The organism is Streptomyces sp. NPDC048269, from assembly GCF_040652395.1.
Classification (GTDB): Bacteria; Actinomycetota; Actinomycetes; order Streptomycetales; family Streptomycetaceae; genus Streptomyces.
This window is the reverse complement of record NZ_JBEZLW010000010.1, coordinates 184,457-201,594: the sequence shown is the minus strand read 5'-3', so window position 1 is coordinate 201,594 and position 17,138 is coordinate 184,457. Positions and strand designations below refer to the sequence as shown.

Below are 17,138 nucleotides of genomic sequence, written 5' to 3'. Positions count from 1 at the left end.
ATGAATTTCCCGCTTCTGACGGTGACGGCCGCGGTCCCCGCGGCCGGTGCGATCCTGACGGCGGCCGTCCCGGCCGCCCGCAGGACCGCCGCCAAGTGGCTCGCCCTGCTCTTCTCGCTGGCGACCCTGGTCCTGGCCGTGCTCGTCGCGATCAGCTTCGAGCCCGGCGGTGACCGCTACCAGCTCACCGAATCCCGTGCCTGGATCGCCGACTTCGGCGTCCGCTACGAGCTGGGCGTCGACGGGATCGGGGTGGCGCTGATCGCGCTCACCGCGCTGCTGATCCCCTTCGTGATCGGGGCCGGCTGGCACGACGCCGACCCGCTGGAGACGTCCTCCTCGCGCTGGCGGCCGACGCAGGGATTCTTCGCCCTGATCCTGCTGGTCGAGGCGATGGTGATCATCTCCTTCGAGGCCACCGACGTCTTCCTCTTCTACATCTTCTTCGAAGCCATGCTCATTCCGATGTACTTCCTCATCGGTGGCTTCGGGGACCGGGCCCACTCGGGATCGGACGGGAACGCGGCCGCGCAGCGCTCGTACGCGGCGGTCAAGTTCCTCCTCTACAACCTGGTCGGCGGCCTGATCATGCTGGCCGCCGTCATCGGGCTGTACGTGGTCGCCGGGAACTTCTCGCTCCAGGAGATCGCCGCCGCCCGCGCCGCGGGCACGCTCGACATGGCGACCAACACCGAGCGGCTGCTGTTCCTCGGCTTCTTCTTCGCCTTCGCGGTGAAGGCCCCGCTGTGGCCGCTGCACACGTGGCTGCCGAACGCGATGGGCGAGGCCACCGCCCCGGTCGCCGTGCTGATCACCGCGGTCGTCGACAAGGTCGGCACCTTCGCGATGCTCCGCTTCTGCCTCGGGCTCTTCCCCGACGCCAGCAAGTGGGCCACACCGGTGATCCTCGTCCTGGCCCTGATCAGCATCGTCTACGGCGCGCTGGTCGCGGTCGGGCAGCGCGACATCAAGCGGCTGGTCGCCTACGCCTCCATCTCGCACTTCGGCTTCATCATCCTGGGCATCTTCGCGATGACCTCCCAGGGCCAGTCCGGTGCGACGCTCTACATGGTCAACCACGGGATCTCGACGGCGGCGCTGATGCTGGTGGCCGGCTTCCTGATCTCGCGGCGCGGCTCGCGGCTCATCGCCGACTACGGCGGCGTCCAGAAGGTGGCCCCGGTCCTCGCCGGCACCTTCCTGATCGGTGGCCTCGCCACCCTCTCGCTGCCGGGGCTCGCGCCCTTCGTCAGTGAATTCCTGGTCCTGGTCGGCACCTTCGCCCGGTATCCGGTCGTCGGCATCATCGCCACCATCGGCATCGTGCTGGCCGCGCTCTACACGCTGGTGCTCTACCAGCGCACGATGACCGGCCCCGTGAAGGAGGAGGTCCGTACGATGCCGGACCTGCGCCTGCGGGAGGTGCTGGTGGTCGCCCCGCTGATCGTGCTGCTGATCGGGCTGGGCGTCTACCCGAAGGTGCTGACGGACATCGTCAACCCGGCGGTGGAGCACACCATGTCGGATGTGAAGCGGACCGACCCGAAGCCCGAGGTGGCTGTCGAGGCCGTGCCCGCGAAGAATGGGGAGGCGGCGAAGTGAGCACAGTGACGGCTGCCCACAGCCTGTGGACGATGGCGGCCCCGGGACCGGTCGACCGGATCCCGGCGCCGGTCATCGAGTACGCGCAGCTCGCGCCCACGCTGATCGTGGTGGGCGCGGCGGTCCTCGGGGTCCTCGTCGAGGCCTTCGTGCCGCGCAAGTCCCGTTACTACGTGCAGGTGTTCCTCGCCGTCGCCGCGCTGGCCTCGGCCTTCGCGGCGGTCGTCGGCCTCGCGGCCGGCGGGTACGGGAGCAGCAAGGCGCACATCGCGGCGATGGGCGCCATCGCCGTGGACGGCCCGGCGCTGTTCCTGCAGGGCACCATCCTGCTGGCCTCGGTCGTCGCGATCTTCACCTTCGCCGAGCGGCGGCTCGACCCGGCCGCGCACGGCAACCGGGTGGACTCCTTCGCCGCGCAGGCGGCGTCCGTGCCGGGCAGCGAGAGCGAGAAGGCCGCCGTCAAGGCGGGCTTCACCACCACCGAGGTCTTCCCGCTGGCCCTGTTCGCGATCTCCGGGATGCTGATCTTCCCGGCGGCCAACGACCTGCTGACGCTGTTCATCGCGCTGGAGGTCTTCTCCCTCCCGCTGTACCTGCTCTGCGCCGTCGCCCGCCGTCAGCGGCTGATGTCGCAGGAGGCGGCGGTGAAGTACTTCCTGCTGGGAGCCTTCTCCTCGGCCTTCCTGCTCTTCGGCATCGCGCTGCTGTACGGGTACGCGGGCTCGGTCTCGTACGCGGTGATCGCCGACGTGGTCGACGGTACCGTCTCGAAGATCGACCCGGCGCTGGCCTCCACCATGGGCAACGACGCGCTGCTGCTGATGGGCGGGGCGCTGATCCTGGTGGGCCTGCTCTTCAAGGTCGGCGCGGTCCCCTTCCACATGTGGACCCCGGACGTCTACCAGGGCGCCCCGACCCCGGTCACCGGTTTCATGGCGGCGGCGACGAAGGTGGCCGCGTTCGGCGCCCTCCTGCGTCTCCTCTACGTGGTCCTGCCCGGCCTGCGGTGGGACTGGCGGCCGGTGATGTGGGGCGTCGCGATCGTCACGATGCTGGCGGGCGCGGTGATCGCCGTGACCCAGACGGACGTCAAGCGGCTGCTGGCGTACTCCTCGATCGCGCACGCGGGCTTCATCCTGGCCGGTGTGATCGCGACCTCGGCCGAGGGCGTGCAGTCCGTCCTCTTCTACCTGGGCGCGTACTCCTTCGTGACGATCGGCGCCTTCGCGGTGGTCACGCTGGTGCGCGACGCGGGCGGCGAGGCGACCCACCTGTCGAAGTGGGCGGGTCTGGGCCGCCGTTCGCCGCTGACCGCAGCCGTCTTCGCGGTGTTCCTGCTGGCCTTCGCCGGCATTCCGCTGACGTCGGGATTCGCGGGCAAGTTCGCCGTGTTCAAGGCGGCGGCCGAGGGCGGCGCGGGGGCACTGGTCGTGGTCGGTGTCATCTCGTCCGCGATCGCCGCCTTCTTCTACATCCGGGTGATCGTCCTGATGTTCTTCAGCGAGCCGAAGGCCGAAGGCCCGACGGTGGCCGTCCCGTCGCCGCTGACGATGACGACCATCGCGGTGGGCGTCGCCGTCACCCTGGTCCTGGGTGTGGCCCCGCAGTACTTCCTGGATCTGGCGGGCCAGGCGAGCACCTTCGTCCGCTGACCGGCCACGTGCATGGCTGAGGGCCCGGCCCCCTTTGGGGCCGGGCCCTCAGCCATGCTGACGGGCTACTCGGGCCGCGGCCGTTTCGGGGTGATCGCGGTGAGGTCGAGGTCGATCGGGAAGGGGACGGAGACCTTCAGGCGGTCGTGGAAGATCCCGGTGCTCGTGTAGGCGCCGGTGGACGGCTCCCGCTCGAAGACGTAGACCACCGCACGGCCGTCCTTGTTCTCGACGCGCCAGTAGTGCGGGATCCCGGCCCGGGCGTACTTCAGCGGCTTGGTCTCGCGGTCGCGGCTGACGGACTCGGGGGAGACGACCTCGATGGCCAGCAGGACCGACTCGGCGGGGAACCGGGTCTGATCCGGATCGTTGATGACGTCCTCGTCGATCACGATCACATCGGGCTCGGGACGGTTGCGCCGGTCGATGTCGATCGTGAACTCGCGGACGACTTCCAGACCTGGCGGGACCAGCGACTGGAGCTGCCAGTTGAAGAAGTCGACTGCCCGCGAGTGGAACAGCGTCTGCGGACTCACGAAGATCAGGCTCCCGTCGATCAGCTCCGTGTGCGGAGGCAGATTCGGAAGCGTGTCCAGATCGTCGGCAGTCCAGCCGCCGTCGGGCGGGATCGGCCAGCTGTGTTCCGGGTTCATCAGTGCTCCCATGAGCCGGAGTCTCGCGAGTCCGCCCAGCGTATCGCCGGGGATCGCGGGAAAGCCGCTCTTACGGGTGATGGGTGTGCCCCGGGCAGGTCAGCGCGGGGTTCCAGTTGTGGAAGCGGCCGGCCGGGTTGTTCTCGTACGCCCACATGTGGAGGTCGTAGTGCTTGGGCATGCCCGCCCAGTGACCGGGCATGGGCCCGTCGAAGGGCAGCCCGAACATGCTCGGCCGGTCGTCGGCGGTCTTCAGGTCCTGGTCGCGGTCGGTGGACATCCACTCCACGGCCTGCAGCTTGTGCCGGCCGTGCTGGTCCGTCTCGGCGCTGTAGAGAAGGGCGGTCGGCTTGCTCGGGTCCTTCGAACCCCAGTAGGCGTCCTTCACGTAGTGGAAGCCCATGGCACCGACCCCGAACGGGTTGTTCATGCACTCGCCGTGCCGGACGTACCCGTCGTCGAGCGCCTGCTGCTCGTCCACGTACTTGGCCGTCACCCCGATCGCCGTCGCCATGTCCGCCATGGCCCTGTGGTCGCGCGGGTCGGGTGCGGGGCCGTCGACGCCGCGGGCCGGGGCCACGGCGGCCAGGCCGAGCGACGCGGCGACCGCGCAGGTCAGGGCAGCCTTGCGAGTACGGGGGGACATCGGGGCTCCTGCCGTTCGGGGGCTTTCGTCCACCTTCCCGGCGCCGTCCGGCCGGTGCACGCGGCGCGCCTCCGAACGGGGGTTCAGGGCCTGGTGGTGCCGGGGCGGCAGCGCACCTCGGGGTTGTACGTGGCGTACATCCCGGCGGGGTTGGGCTTCCAGAGCCACACGTGCAGGGCGTAGTGGACCTTCTGGCCCTTGAAGCGGCCCGGGATCGGCCCCTTGAACGGCTGGCCGAACAGGCTCGGGCGGTCCTCGTCCGTCTCGAGCTTCCCGTCCCGGTCCATGACGACCCATTCGAGGGCGACCAGCCTGCGGCGGCCCGACGCGTCGTCCTCGTACAGCAGGGCGGTGGGCTTCTCGGGGTCGAGCGAGTTGTCGTAGGTGTGGTTGAAGTGCGGGTAGCCGAGGCCCCCGCTGCCCGCCGGATCGGCCACGCAGTACGTGTCGGGTACGTAGCCGGCCTCGACCGCGGTCTGCTCCCGGAGGTACCGGGAGCTCGCCACGGCGGCCCGGGTGAGGCCGGTCCACGCGGCGGGGCCCGACTCCGGGCCGGGACTGGCCGCGGCGGGTCCCGCCGGGGTGGCGAGGGCCGCCGCGGCGGTGAGGGCCAGGGCGATCATGCCGGTACGAGAGGCCATGCGGGGACTCCTGGATCGTGGGGGCGAAGCCCCAGGAGCATCGCCCGCGGGCCGCCGTCCGGCCAGACGGCAGGCCGGACGGCCGGGTCAGGCCGCCCGGGCGGCGTAGGCGCGGACGTCCGCGTCCGGGTCGGTGACCGCCGTGGCGAGGGCCGCGCGGGCCTCCCCGCTGTTCCGGTGGGTCAGCAGCGCGAGGACGGCGGCCTTGCGCACGTCGGCGTTGGCGTCGGCCAGGGCCCCGGCCAGGGCCCCTACGGCCGTCCCGGGGGCGGCGGCCGACAGCGCGGCCGCCGCCCCCGCCCGGACCTGCCAGGCCGGATCGGCCAGGGCCGACACGGCGGTCGCGGCGTACCCGTCCGGGCAGCCGGCCCGGGCGAGGGCCGCCAGGGCGGCCCCCCGCACCAGCGGATCCGGGTCGGCCAGCAGCGGCCCGAGCGCCCCGTGGACGTCCCCGGTCCGGACCGCCGGAAGCCGCGGCCGGAACCCGCCGCCACCACCGTCACTTTCCGGCTCTGGCTCCAGCTCATGCTTCGGTTCCGGCGTCGGCACCGGCTCCTGCTCCCGCTCCGGTTCCGGCTCCGCCGCCGGGGCCAACGCCGCCAGGCCCTTGGCCACTGCCACCCTGACCTCGCGCGCCGGGTCCGCAGCGGCCACGACCAGGGCGGGCACCGCGTCCACCGAGACCAGGGCCCGTACGGCGTGGATGCGGACTTCCGGGTCGGCGTCAGCCAGCGAGGCCGCGTACACCTGCGCGTCCCCGAGGCGCAGGGCGCGCAGGACCTCCAAGGCGGCAGAGCGCACCTCCGGATCGGCCACCGCCAGGGCCGCCCGCAGCCCGGCGCCCAGTTCCGGCCCGCCGGGAAGGACCTCCACCAGCTCGCGCAGCGCGCCCGCAGCGGCCGCGCGCACGGCGGGAGCCGGGTCGGTGAGCTGCTCCGCGAGCGCGGGCCCGGCACCCGTGGGCACGGTCTCGCCCACCACGGCCACGGCGGCCGCCCGCACCGCCGGATCGGGGTCGCGGAGGTAACGGGCCAGGTCGTGCAGCGCGGGCGATTCCTCGGCAAGGGCGAGCAGTTCGAGGATCCTCGGCGACGCTCCGGAGGCTGACCCGCCGGAGCCGGAGCCGGAGCCGACCCCGACGCCTGGGCCGGAGCCGAGCTCCGGCTCCGCCCGGGCCGGAGCTCCCGCCCCGGTGAGTTCCGACCCGCCCCCGGCCGGATCGGAGCCGGGGGCCGCCTCCGGCCCGGCCGCCCCCGGTTCCGTCGCCCGCCCCGCCGGAGGCGAGCGGCGGGGACCCGCCGTTGCCACCGGGGTCAGCTCCACCTCGCCCAGATGCCGTTCGGGGCCGCCCTCAGGGGCGAACCCGTCCACGGGGACCACGTACGGCTCCACCGGCCGGGCGGTGAACTCCATGGCCCCGGAGGCCGACTTGCGCAGGTCCAGGTGGTGCAGCCAGCCCGCGTCGTCCCGCTCCGGGTGGTCGAGGCGCTCGTGGTAGAGACCCCAGCGGGACTCCGTCCGTGCCAGTGAGGACCGGGCCGCCATCTCCGCGCAGTCCCGGATGAAGGACACCTCCGCGCACCGCATCAGCTCGTGCGCGGTGGTCGCACCCATCTCCGCGATCTCCCCGGTCATCCGGTCGAAGGCCTCCACGGCGAGCGAGAGCTTCGCGCCGGTCTTCGGCGGCGCCACGTAGTCGTTGACGAACCGCCGCAGCTTGTACTCCACCTGCGGCTGCGGCGGCCCGTCCGGGTTGCGGAGCGGCCGGTAGACCAACTCGTGCGCCGCCGCCACCTGGTCGGCCGGGAGCTTCCCCTCGTACGCGGTGTACCGGGCGGCGTCCGCGCCCGCCAGGTCGCCGAAGACGAACGCCCCGATCATGTAGTTGTGCGGTACCGAGGCCAGGTCCCCGGCCGCGTACAGGCGCGGGACCGTGGTGCGGGCGTGGTCGTCGACGCGGACGCCGGAGGCGGAGTGGCCCCCGCACAGCCCGATCTCCGAGATGTGCATCTCGATGTCGTGCGTGCGGTAGTCGTGGCCGCGCCCGGCGTGGAAGGTGCCGCGCGTCGGCCGCTCGGTCGTGTGCAGGATCGATTCGAGGGAGGCCACCGACTCCTCGGGCAGGTGGCTGAGCTTCAGGTACACCGGCCCCCGGTCCGAGGCGAGTTCGGCCGCGAACTCCGCCATCATCTGCCCCGACCAGTAGTCGGAGTCCACGAAACGCTCGCCGTGCCGGTTGACCTGGTACCCCCCGAAGGGATTGGCGACGTACGCGCACGCCGGCCCGTTGTAGTCCTTGATCAGTGGATTGATCTGGAAGCACTCGATCCCGGTCAGGGCGGCGCCCGCGTGGTACGCCATGGCGTAGCCGTCGCCCGCGTTGGTCGGGTTCTCGTACGTGCCGTACAGGTAGCCGGAGGCGGGCAGCCCGAGACGCCCGCACGGGCCCGTCGCCAGGATCACCGCCCCGGCGCGGACCGTGACGAAGGCGCCGGTACGGGTGTTGAAGGCGGCCGCGCCGATCGCCCGGCCGTCCTCGGGCGAGGTGAGGACCCGTACCGGCATCACCCGGTTCTCGATCCGGATCCGCTCGCGCATCTCGCGGCGCCGCAGCTGCCGGTAGAGGACCTTCTTGACGTCCTTGCCCTCGGGCATCGGCAGCACGTAGGAACCCGAGCGGTGCACCTGGCGGACGGCGTACTCGCCGTGCTCGTCCTTCTCGAACTTCACCCCGTACGACTCCAGGCGCTGCACCATCGCGAACCCGCGGGTGGCGGTCTGGCGGACAGTGGACTGGTCGACGATGCCGTCGTTGGCGCGGGTGATCTCGGCGACGTAGTCGTCGGGCTCGGCGCGGCCGGGGACGACGGCGTTGTTGACCCCGTCCATGCCCATGGCGAGGGCGCCGGAGTGGCGTACGTGGGCCTTCTCCAGGAGCAGGACCCGCGCGCCGCGCCCGGCGGCGGTGAGCGCCGCCATCGTGCCGGCGGTGCCGCCGCCGATGACGAGGACGTCGCAGGAGATTTCCTCGGCGTCGCTGATCGCGGGGATGTCCATGGTGCGGCCCTTCAGAGTGAGTTGAGGATCTGCCGGCGGAGTGCGGCGTACGAGGCGCCGCGGTCCCGCGGGCTCGGTACGGGCAGCACCGTGCCGGTGCCGAGCAGCGCGACGCGGTCGCCGAGGAACAGGGCCTCGTCCACGTCGTGGGTGACGAAGACGACGGTCGCTCCGGTGCCCGCGAGGACGTCCACGAGGAGGTCCTGCATTTCGGCGCGGGTCTGGGCGTCGAGTGCGCCGAAGGGTTCGTCCATGAGGACGGCCCGGGGGCGTGCGGCGAGGGCGCGGGCCAGCTGCACGCGCTGGCGCTGCCCGCCGGAGAGCTGGTGCGGCAGTTTCCGCGCGTGCCCGGCCAGGCCCACGCGCTCCAGCCACTCCTCGGCGGCGCGCCGCCGCCCGGCCCGTCCGGCCCGGCCCCACGCGCGCGTTCCGCCGGACGCGCGGTCCGCGCCCGGCTGCCCGGTCACCGGCCCCCCGCCCGCCAGGGCGGATGCGGAGCCGCGGATCGCGAGCGGGAGTTCCACGTTGGCACGGGCCGTGCGCCACGGCAGCAGGGCGTCCTCCTGGAAGACCAGCGCCCGCGCGGCGTCCGGCCCCGAGACCGGGACGCCGTCCTGCTCGACCACACCGCCGAGCGGAGGCAGCAGGCCCGCCAGGGTGCGCAGCAGCGTGGACTTCCCGCACCCGGACGGGCCCACGACGGTCAGCACCTCCCCGGCCTCGACCGTCAGGTCGACCTCGTCGAGCACCACGCTCCCGCGATGCCCCAGCCGCACGCCGCGCAGTGCGAGCCGTGCCCCGGGCGGGCCGGCGTGCGCCGCGCTGCCGGGACCGGTCCGGGCCTCCGCCTGGGTCAGGCTCATGGGGCCACCTCTCGGGTCCGCTTCGGGAAGGTTTCCGGCCCGCAAGCCGGGTCGGCGGCGCCGGATGGGTCCGGCCCGGAACCCGGGTCGGCCGTGCCGGAGGGGTCCGGGTCGGCCGCGCCGGACGGGCCCGGGTCGGCCGTGCCGGAGGGGCCCGGCGTGGCCGCACCGGACGCCACGGGGCGATCGTGCGTGCCCCCCGGCTCCGCCGGTTCCGCGGCCGCGTGACCGGCCGGACCTGCGGCCGTGAGTGCCCTCCGGGACGGACGCTTCGGGCCCCGCCCCGCCCGGAGCCGGGCGGTGGAGGACGGTGCGGGGCCGGAGGAGTCGCGCGAAGGAAGCCACCGCGTCAGCCGGCGGCCCGCCCGCTCCACCGCCGTCGAGGTCAGCCAGCCCAGCGCGCCGATGGTGACCATGCCGGCGAAGACGCCGGGGTAGTCGACCACCGTGTAGTCCTGCCAGGTCCGGTAACCGACCCCGTACTCGCCGGAGATCATCTCCGCCGAGATCACACAGATCCACGAGACCCCGATGCCGACCGACAGGCCGCCGAAGATCCCCGGCAGGGCCCCCGGCAGGACCACCGAGAACAGCACGCGCCCCCGGCCGCCGCCCATCGTCAGGACGGCTTCCTCCCACACCGGCGTCAGCGCCCGCACCGCGTGCCGCGTCGAGACCAGGACCGGGAAGAAGGCGGCGGCGAAGGTGATGAAGACGATCCCCTGCTCGTTGGAGGGGAACATCAGGATCGCCACGGGGACCAGCGCGATCGCCGGGATCGGCCTCAGCACCTCCAGCAGCGGCCCCAGCAGGTCCTCCGCGATCCGGGACCGGGCCACCACCGTGCCCACCGCCACGCCCAGGACCGCGGCGAGCGCGAAGCCCGCCACGATCCGGCGCAGGCTGGAGCCCAGGTCCTGCCAGTACGCCCCGGCCCGCGCCCGCTGTGCGAACGTCGCCGCCACCTCGTCGACCGTCGGGAACTGCTCGAAGCGCAGCCACACGTTCACGTCCAGCGAAGTCAGCCCCTGCCACACCAGCAGGGCCACGCCGAGGGAAGCCGCCCGCAGCGCCCAACGGCCGGCCGTCATGACGCCAGGGCTCCGGCCTCGGCGAAGCTCACGATCCGCGCTCCGGACCCCTGGTGCCGGTCCACGTACGACTTCGCGCCCGCCGCCGTGACGAAGGCCCGCAGCTCCGGACCCTCCGCCACCCAGACCGCCTTGTCCGCGAACCACAGGGTCCCCGTCACCGCGTCCGGTACGTACGCCGTCCGGACGTCCGCGCCGTGCGCCGCCCTGAGCAGCTCGCGCGGGGAGTCGAAGCCCTGCGCGCGGGCCTGGCCCTTCAGCCACAGCTCGCTGCGGGCCGTCGCCGCCTTCGGGTACTCCGGTGTGCCCTCGGCCGCCCGCTTCAGGGGCTCCGGGTCCACGAAGGCGTCCACGTCCACGTCACCGACCAGCTTGGCGTCCTTCAGCACCGCCACGTCCTGCTTCAGCGCGTCGATCAGCTCCGGACGCAGCGCCGGGTCGAAGGTGGCGATGCCGTTCGCCCCGTTGTAGAGGTACACCACCTCCGCGGGCAGCCCGGTCTCCTTCGCCACCGATTCGGCCGCCGCGACCGGCTCGGCGCGCAGGTGGTCGGTGGCCTTGCGCTGTGCCCGCAGGAAGTCCTCCAGTACGCCGGGCCGCTCCTTCGCGAACTTCTCGCGCACGGTGACCCCGTGGAAGGTCGGCAGGTTCAGTTCGGCGCCGTCGTACAGGGCCTTCGCCTTGCCCTCGTACGCCAGCTGCCCCGGCCACGCGACGAACTGCGACAGGGCGTCGGCGCTGCCCGCCTGGAGGGCCGAAGCGCCCACACTGGGCTGCTGGTTGAGCTTCTCGATACCGCTCGCCGGGTCGATCCCGGCGCGCTGCAGGGCCCGTACGAGCGTCCCGTCCGCGGCGGAGCCGACGCTGGTCGACACCTTCTTCCCGCGCAGGTCGGCCAGCGCCTCCAGCTTCGAATCCGGGGCGGTGACCACGGTGTTGAGGCCACCGCGCAGGTTGTAGCCGGTCACGGCGACGAGGCGGGTGGGCTGCTTCAGCTCCTTGCCGCGCGCCGCGTTGATGAGGAGCGGGAAGTCACCCATCGAGCCGATGTCGATCTTCCCGGCGGTCATCTGCGCGGTGATCGGGGCACCGGTGGCGTAGTCCTGCCAGTCCACCTTGTACGTGACGCCGTCCCTCTTGCCGCGCGCCGCGAGCTCCTGCTCGAAGTAGCCGAGGGAACGCAGCAGGGTGCCGGCGGTGACGGTGTTGATGGTCTTGGACTGGTAGCCGACGGTCACGGTCACCGTCTTCGGGCCGGAGGCGCCGGACGCGTCGCCGCACGCGGTGGCCAATGGGGCGAGGAGCAGGAGGAGCGAGGGTGCGAGCACTCTCGTACGCATGGGAGCGGGACCTTTCACCGGAGCAGGTAGGGCATGTTGACGGTGACCGCGCCGGTGGGACAGCGCGCGGCGCACGGGCCGCAGTACCAGCACTCGTCCACGTGCATGTGGGCCTTGCCGTTGTCCTCGCGGATCGCGAGCGAGTCGAGCGGACACATGTCCACGCAGAGGGTGCAGCCGTCGATGCACAGGGACTCGTCGATGGTCACGGGCACGTCGCCGCGCTGGGGGACCAGAGGCATGGCTGTCTCCAGGAAAGGGGGGAACGCAAAGGGTCAGAGCGAGCGGCGCAGCAGGCCGCTCATGGTGATCCGGTCGCCGCGGAAGCGGATGAACTCGAGGTCCACGGGCCGCCCGTCGGCCAGATGGGTGAGCCGCTCCAGCATCAGCACGGCGGCTCCGCGCGGGGCCTGCAGGACGGCGGCGGAGTGCGCGTCGGCGTTGACGGCCTCAAGGGTGATCTCGGCGTGGCCGAGCGGTTGCCCGGTCTGCTGCTCCAGGAGCCGGAAGACGTCGGTGTTCTCCAGGTCGGAGCCCAGCAGCCCGGCGCCGATGTCCATGGGGACGTAGGTGAGGTCGAGGGAGAGCGGCAGCCCGCCCAGGCGCCGCAGCCGTTCGACGTACAGGACGTCGGAGTGCTCGGGCAGACCCAGGCGGCCGGCGACGGGGGCGGGGGCTCGGACGGGCCCGACCGTGCGGACCTCGTTGGTCACCCGGCCGTGTTCGTGCAGGGTCTCGGCGAGCCCTTGGAGGCGGTCCAGGCCGTGCGGGTACTTCTCGCAGACGACGACGGTGCCGACGCCCGGCCGGCGCTCGACGAGCCGCTCGCCGCGCAGCAGGTCCAGCGCCTGGCGGACGGTGTTGCGGCCGGCGCCGTAGTCGGCGGCGAGGGCGTCCTCCAGCGGGAGGACCCCGCCGGGGTAGCCGCCCGCCAGGATCTGGTGGCGCAGCAGATCGGCGAGCTGCCGCGCCTGGTCCGCGCGCAGCCGCCGGCGGCGCGCGGCGGCGACCGGGACGGTGTGCGTGGTGGTGCGTTCGGCTGGCATGGGAGGGAACGTACCGGCGGGCCGCCGGCGGTGGTGTTGCGGCAGTATTGCGCCACCTGCCGGTTCTCAAGTACCGCCGGTGACCTGCGGTTTCGGCGGGGTGAGGGAAAGATCCGCCACCCCGCCGACCGAGGAGTGGACTACTTGGTGTCCACGATGCGGCCGGTGACCTCGCCGAGGCCCACGCGGGTACCGTCCGTGCCGGGGGCCCAGGCGGTGAGGGTGACGGTGTCGCCGTCCTCCAGGAAGGTGCGCTTGCCGTCGGCGAGTTCGATCGCGTCGCGGCCGTTCCAGGTCAGCTCCAGCAGCGAGCCGCGCTGGCCCGTCTCGGGGCCGCTGACGGTGCCGGAGCCGTACACGTCGCCCGTCCGCAGGGAGGCGCCGTTGACGGTCATGTGCGCCAGCTGCTGGGCGGCGGTCCAGTACATCGACGCGAACGGCGGCTGCGCCACCTCCTGCCCGTTGATGGACACGGTGATGCGCAGGTCGAAGCCGCCGGGACGCTCGGCGGCCGAGTCGTCCAGGTAGGGCAGGAGCGGGAAGTCCCGGGCGGGCGGGGCGACGCGGGCCGCGTCCAGGGCCTCCAGCGGGGTCACCCAGGCGGAGACGGAGGTGGCGAAGGACTTGCCGAGGAAGGGGCCGAGCGGCACGTACTCCCAGGCCTGGATGTCGCGCGCCGACCAGTCGTTGAGGAGGAAGAGCCCGAAGACGTGGTCCTCGAACTCGCCCAGTGCCACCGGGCGGCCCAGCTCGGACGGGGTGCCGACGACGAAGCCGACCTCGGCCTCGATGTCGAGCTTGACGGACGGGCCGAAGACGGGCGCCGGGTCGGTGGGGGCCTTGCGCTGCCCGGAGGGGCGTACGACATCCGTGCCCGATACGACGATCGTTCCCGACCGGCCGTGGTAACCGATGGGCAGGTGCTTCCAGTTGGGGGTCAGCGCGTCCCCGTCCGGCCGGAAGATCCTGCCGACGTTGGTGGCGTGGTGCTCGCTCGCGTAGAAGTCGACGTAGTCGGCGACCTCGTAGGGCAGGTGCAGCTCGACCTCGTCCAGCGGCAGCAGGTGCGGCTCCACCGCGGGCCGGTGGCCGGGGTCGGTGACCCAGGCGGTCAGTGCGCGGCGCACGTCGCGCCAGGCGGTACGACCGGCGGCCAGCAGCGGGTTGAGGGAGGCCTGCCCGAGCAGCCCGGCGTACGGGGAACCGAGCGCGGCCGCGGCCGCCCCCGCGTCGAGGACGTGTCCGCCGATCCGCACACCGATCCGGCGCCGGCTGTCCGCGGCGGTCGAGAAGACGCCGTACGGGAGGTTGTGCGGCCCGAACGGGTCGCCCTCGGGTACCTCGAGGGGGCTCTGCTGGGGCATGGGGTACTGCCTCGCTTTCGACGCGGTCCGGGGGTGTCCCGGGGGCTTGTTGACACGTTACGTGGCTGGTGGAGCGTGCGGGAGGCCGGATTCGGGCACTATTTGTAGGACTTGTCCAACGGGGTCCGTATCCTTGGCGCCGTGACTTCCGCCCTCCCCTATGCCTTGATCGCCACCGACCTGGACGGGACTCTGCTGCGTGCCGGGGATGCCGTCTCCGCCCGTTCGTCCACCGCCCTCGCGACGGCCCGCGCGGCGGGCGCCCAGCACATCATCGTCACCGGCCGCCCGGTCCCGCAGGTACGGCACGTCCTGGACGGCCTCGGCTACACGGGGCTCGCGGTGTGCGGGCAGGGCGCGCAGGTGTACGACGCGGCGCGCGGGCGCCTGCTGCACTCCGTTTGTATGGACCGGGGGCTGGCCGAGGTGGCCCTCGGCAAGATCGAGGCGGAGATCGGAGAGGTCTACGCGGCGGTCAACCAGGAGGGGGTGGACGCCGAGATGCTGATAGGGCCGGGTTACCGGATGTGGCATCCGCACCTGCCGACGGTACGGGTGCCGCGGCGCTGCGACCTGTGGCCGGCCCCGATCAACAAGGTGCTGCTGCAGCACCCCCGGCTGGACGACGACGAGCTGACGCGGGTGGCGCGGTCGGTGGTCGGCGACCTGGTGAACGTCACCATGGCGGGGGAGCACACGGTGGAACTCCAGCCGCCGGGCATCGACAAGGCCAGTGGGCTCGCGCGGGCGGCAGAGGTACTGGGGCTGCCGGCGTCGGCGACGATCGCGTTCGGGGACATGCCGAACGACGTCCCGATGTTCGCGTGGGCCGCCCATGGGGTGGCCATGGCCAACGCCCACCGCGAGCTGGTCGCCGTCGCGGACGAGGTCACGCTCTCCAACGAGGACGACGGCATCGCGGTGGTGCTCGAGCGGTTGTTCCGGTAGCGGACGGGTCGTGGCGGGTGACGTCCCCCCGGCACGGGCCCTGTGGCCGCGCCGCGGCGATTCCAGCCCCGTAGGCGGGTGAGGCGCGGGTCTGGGGCGGAACCCGGGGCGGCCGCCGGGGCGGTCAGCCGGCGGCACGCGGAAGCCGGCGTTCCCACGTCCGGTGGAAGACCACCTCGTCCCCCTCCCGGCACACCACCTCGTTCGACGTAAGGAACCCGCCCTCGTCGCAGGAGAGCTCCGACCGGGTCTCCACCCGCGCGTCCCAGCCCAGTTCCGGCCGGTGGAGCCGGATCCGCCAGTCCGACCGCGTCCGGGCGGACAGCGGGTCCGCGTCCTGGATCTCGTACACCTCCAGCGCGTCCTCGCTGAACTCCAGGCCGTCCGGGTACACCCTGGTCCCGCCGTACCGCGGGTCCACCTCCAGCCGCCAGGTCCCGCGCGCGACGTCCCGTACGACCAGCCGCTCCGGCCGCGGCTCGTCCAGCGTGGCCGGGTACACGACCCCCAGCGGCTCCGCCTGCTCCGGTGCCTCGAAGACGATCCCCTCCCCGCCGGGCGACCCGGCCCGCACCGGGAGGGTCAGCGCGCTGCCCGCCGGGTCCAGGGTCCAGCCCGCCTCGGAGCCGGCCCGCGGCCAGATCCACGGCCAGTACGCCGAGGACACCGCGAGGCGGATGCGGTGCCCCGGCGGGAACGCGTGGCCGATGCCGTTCAGCTCGAAGGTGACGTCCTCGTACGAGCCCACCGGCCACGGCACGGCCTGCTCCCGGCCCCGGCGGGCGGAGAGGTTCAGCACACCCCGCGTGATCAGCGTCGAGGAGCCGTCCGGAGCCACGTCGCACAGCCGGGCCACGACCTGCCCGTACGGCACGTCCAGGCGCAGCCGCAGCGTCACCGAGGGCCGTCCCAGGATCTCCACCGGCTCCCCGGCCGCCACCGGGAACTCGAAGCAGGCCGACTTCGCGTCCTCCTCGCGCTGGTCCGGCGGCAGGTCGGCGTCGTTGCCGAACGGGAAGAACCGGCCCGCGTCCATCCCGGTGTGCTGCGGGGAGGCGACGGCCACCGGCGCGCCCTGGAGCGCGTACGCGACCGGGATGACCGATGCCGAGGGCCAGGACTTCTCCCCGACCCAGCGGCCAGGGAGTTCGTCGTACACCGTCGCCGGCGGGTGGGAGTCACTGATCCAGGAGCGGAGCAGCGGCTCGTCCATCACGTCGTTGTCCTCGCCCTTCAGCCAGTGGTCCCACCAGCGCAGGGTTTCCTGGAGGAAGCCGATCGCCGGGCCCGGCGGTAGTCCGCGGTCCGGGTACTGGTGGGACCACGGCCCGATCAGGCCCCGGACCCGGGACGCGGGCAGGGCGGAGACCAGGCGCAGGACCGTGTCCCGGTAGGGGTCGTGCCAGCCGCCCACGGCGAGGACCGCCGCGCCGATCGCCGAGTAGTCCTCGCAGACGCTGCCGTGGCGCCAGTAGCCGTCGCGCGTCTGGTGCGAGAGCCAGGTGTGGATGAGCGGTTCGACGCCCTCCAGGCGGTCCAGCCACTGCCGGCGCCATCCGTCGCCGACGAACTGCGGATCCGGCGGGCGGGAGGCGAAGGCCAGCATGGTGGCCGCCCACGCGTGCATGTCCACGGCAAGCACCGAGCCGCCCGCGTAGTGCACGTCGTTGTCGAACCGGTCGTCGGTCGAGCCGACGGTGACGACCGCCTTGAGGGCCTCGGGCGCGAGCGCCGCGATCTGCAGGCTGTTGAAGCCGCCCCAGGAGATGCCGAACATCCCCACAGCCCCCGTACACCACGGCTGCCCCGCCAGCCACTCCACCACCGCGACCCCGTCGGCCAGCTCGCGGGCGTCGTACTCGTCGCCGGGGCGGCCGCCGCTGCAGCCGTGGCCGCGCACGTCCACGCGCACAGAGGCGTAGCCGTGCCCCGCGTACCAGGGGTGGCGCTGCCAGTCGCGCGGTGCGGTCCAGTCGGTGAGCCGGTACGGCAGGTACTCCAGCAGCGCCGGTACGGGCTCCTCCGTGACCGGGCGCCAGACGCGGGCGTACAGCTCGACGCCGTCGGGCATCGGGATCCGGACGTCCTCGCGGGTGGTCTCGTACGGGAAGTCGGTACGGATGATCATGCGCGAACCACCTTGGTGAACCGGGTGCATGGTGTGCCGCAGCCTGGGGGCCGGCGCCCGGCCGGATGGCGGCGGCCCGGGACGTACCGGACCGGGCCGGCGGACGT

At 72.9% G+C, this 17,138-nt stretch carries 13 protein-coding genes and 1 pseudogene; 3 read left to right on the top strand and 11 right to left on the bottom strand.

From position 1 onward, the window contains the following. Both AB0D48_RS14690 and nuoN read left to right on the top strand, forming a co-directional pair. A complete protein-coding gene (locus AB0D48_RS14690) occupies positions 1-1,602 on the top strand; it encodes an NADH-quinone oxidoreductase subunit M (protein WP_362395387.1) in 1,602 nt (533 codons plus the stop codon). 32 nt (positions 1,603-1,634) lie between these two features. After that, on the top strand, positions 1,635-3,254 hold the full coding sequence (gene nuoN / locus AB0D48_RS14685) for an NADH-quinone oxidoreductase subunit NuoN (RefSeq protein ID WP_362395487.1): 1,620 nt from the start codon (positions 1,635-1,637) through the stop codon (positions 3,252-3,254). A 65-nt stretch (positions 3,255-3,319) separates the two neighbouring features. Here nuoN and AB0D48_RS14680 read toward each other — a convergent pair whose 3' ends face one another. The 10 genes and pseudogenes from AB0D48_RS14680 to fahA all read right to left on the bottom strand — a co-directional run bounded on the left by AB0D48_RS14680 (position 3,320) and on the right by fahA (position 13,955). Further along, on the bottom strand, positions 3,320-3,919 hold the full coding sequence (locus AB0D48_RS14680) for a Uma2 family endonuclease (protein WP_362395384.1): 600 nt from the start codon (positions 3,917-3,919) through the stop codon (positions 3,320-3,322). A 58-nt stretch (positions 3,920-3,977) separates the two neighbouring features. Further along, positions 3,978-4,553, bottom strand: coding sequence for a hypothetical protein (locus AB0D48_RS14675; RefSeq protein WP_362395381.1), 576 nt, complete (start codon positions 4,551-4,553; stop codon positions 3,978-3,980). An 83-nt stretch (positions 4,554-4,636) separates the two neighbouring features. Next, positions 4,637-5,194: a hypothetical protein gene (locus tag AB0D48_RS14670; RefSeq protein WP_362395378.1), complete on the bottom strand. Its 558-nt coding sequence runs from the start codon at positions 5,192-5,194 to the stop codon at positions 4,637-4,639. Between the two features lie 87 nt (positions 5,195-5,281). After that, positions 5,282-8,251: a fumarate reductase/succinate dehydrogenase flavoprotein subunit gene (locus AB0D48_RS14665; RefSeq protein ID WP_362395375.1), complete on the bottom strand. Its 2,970-nt coding sequence runs from the start codon at positions 8,249-8,251 to the stop codon at positions 5,282-5,284. 11 nt (positions 8,252-8,262) lie between these two features. Further along, positions 8,263-9,114 carry an ABC transporter ATP-binding protein gene (locus AB0D48_RS14660; protein WP_362395372.1) on the bottom strand — a complete coding sequence of 284 codons (852 nt, stop codon included), beginning with the start codon at positions 9,112-9,114 and terminating at the stop codon, positions 8,263-8,265. A gap of 335 nt (positions 9,115-9,449) precedes the next feature. Continuing rightward, positions 9,450-10,205, bottom strand: a pseudogene (locus AB0D48_RS14655) (ABC transporter permease); the annotation flags it as partial. Next, on the bottom strand, positions 10,202-11,545 hold the full coding sequence (locus AB0D48_RS14650) for an ABC transporter substrate-binding protein (protein WP_362395369.1): 1,344 nt from the start codon (positions 11,543-11,545) through the stop codon (positions 10,202-10,204). The gene AB0D48_RS14650 and the pseudogene AB0D48_RS14655, both read right to left, overlap by 4 nt. A 14-nt stretch (positions 11,546-11,559) precedes the next feature. Continuing rightward, positions 11,560-11,787, bottom strand: coding sequence for a ferredoxin family protein (locus AB0D48_RS14645; RefSeq protein ID WP_362395366.1), 228 nt, complete (start codon positions 11,785-11,787; stop codon positions 11,560-11,562). 33 nt (positions 11,788-11,820) lie between these two features. Continuing rightward, complete coding sequence (locus AB0D48_RS14640; protein ID WP_362395362.1) at positions 11,821-12,591, bottom strand: GntR family transcriptional regulator; 771 nt, start codon at positions 12,589-12,591, stop codon at positions 11,821-11,823. Between the two features lie 140 nt (positions 12,592-12,731). After that, the gene (fahA, locus tag AB0D48_RS14635; protein ID WP_362395360.1) at positions 12,732-13,955 is read right to left on the bottom strand and encodes a fumarylacetoacetase; all 1,224 of its coding nucleotides are present in this window, start codon (positions 13,953-13,955) and stop codon (positions 12,732-12,734) included. A 141-nt stretch (positions 13,956-14,096) separates the two neighbouring features. Here fahA and AB0D48_RS14630 point away from each other — a divergent pair, with 141 nt between their 5' ends. After that, positions 14,097-14,903 carry an HAD family hydrolase gene (locus AB0D48_RS14630; RefSeq protein WP_362395358.1) on the top strand — a complete coding sequence of 269 codons (807 nt, stop codon included), beginning with the start codon at positions 14,097-14,099 and terminating at the stop codon, positions 14,901-14,903. 124 nt (positions 14,904-15,027) lie between these two features. On the opposite strand, the gene AB0D48_RS14625 is transcribed toward AB0D48_RS14630, so the two are convergent. Beyond that, complete coding sequence (locus AB0D48_RS14625; protein WP_362395355.1) at positions 15,028-17,031, bottom strand: CocE/NonD family hydrolase; 2,004 nt, start codon at positions 17,029-17,031, stop codon at positions 15,028-15,030. Positions 17,032-17,138: the final 107 nt, after the last annotated feature.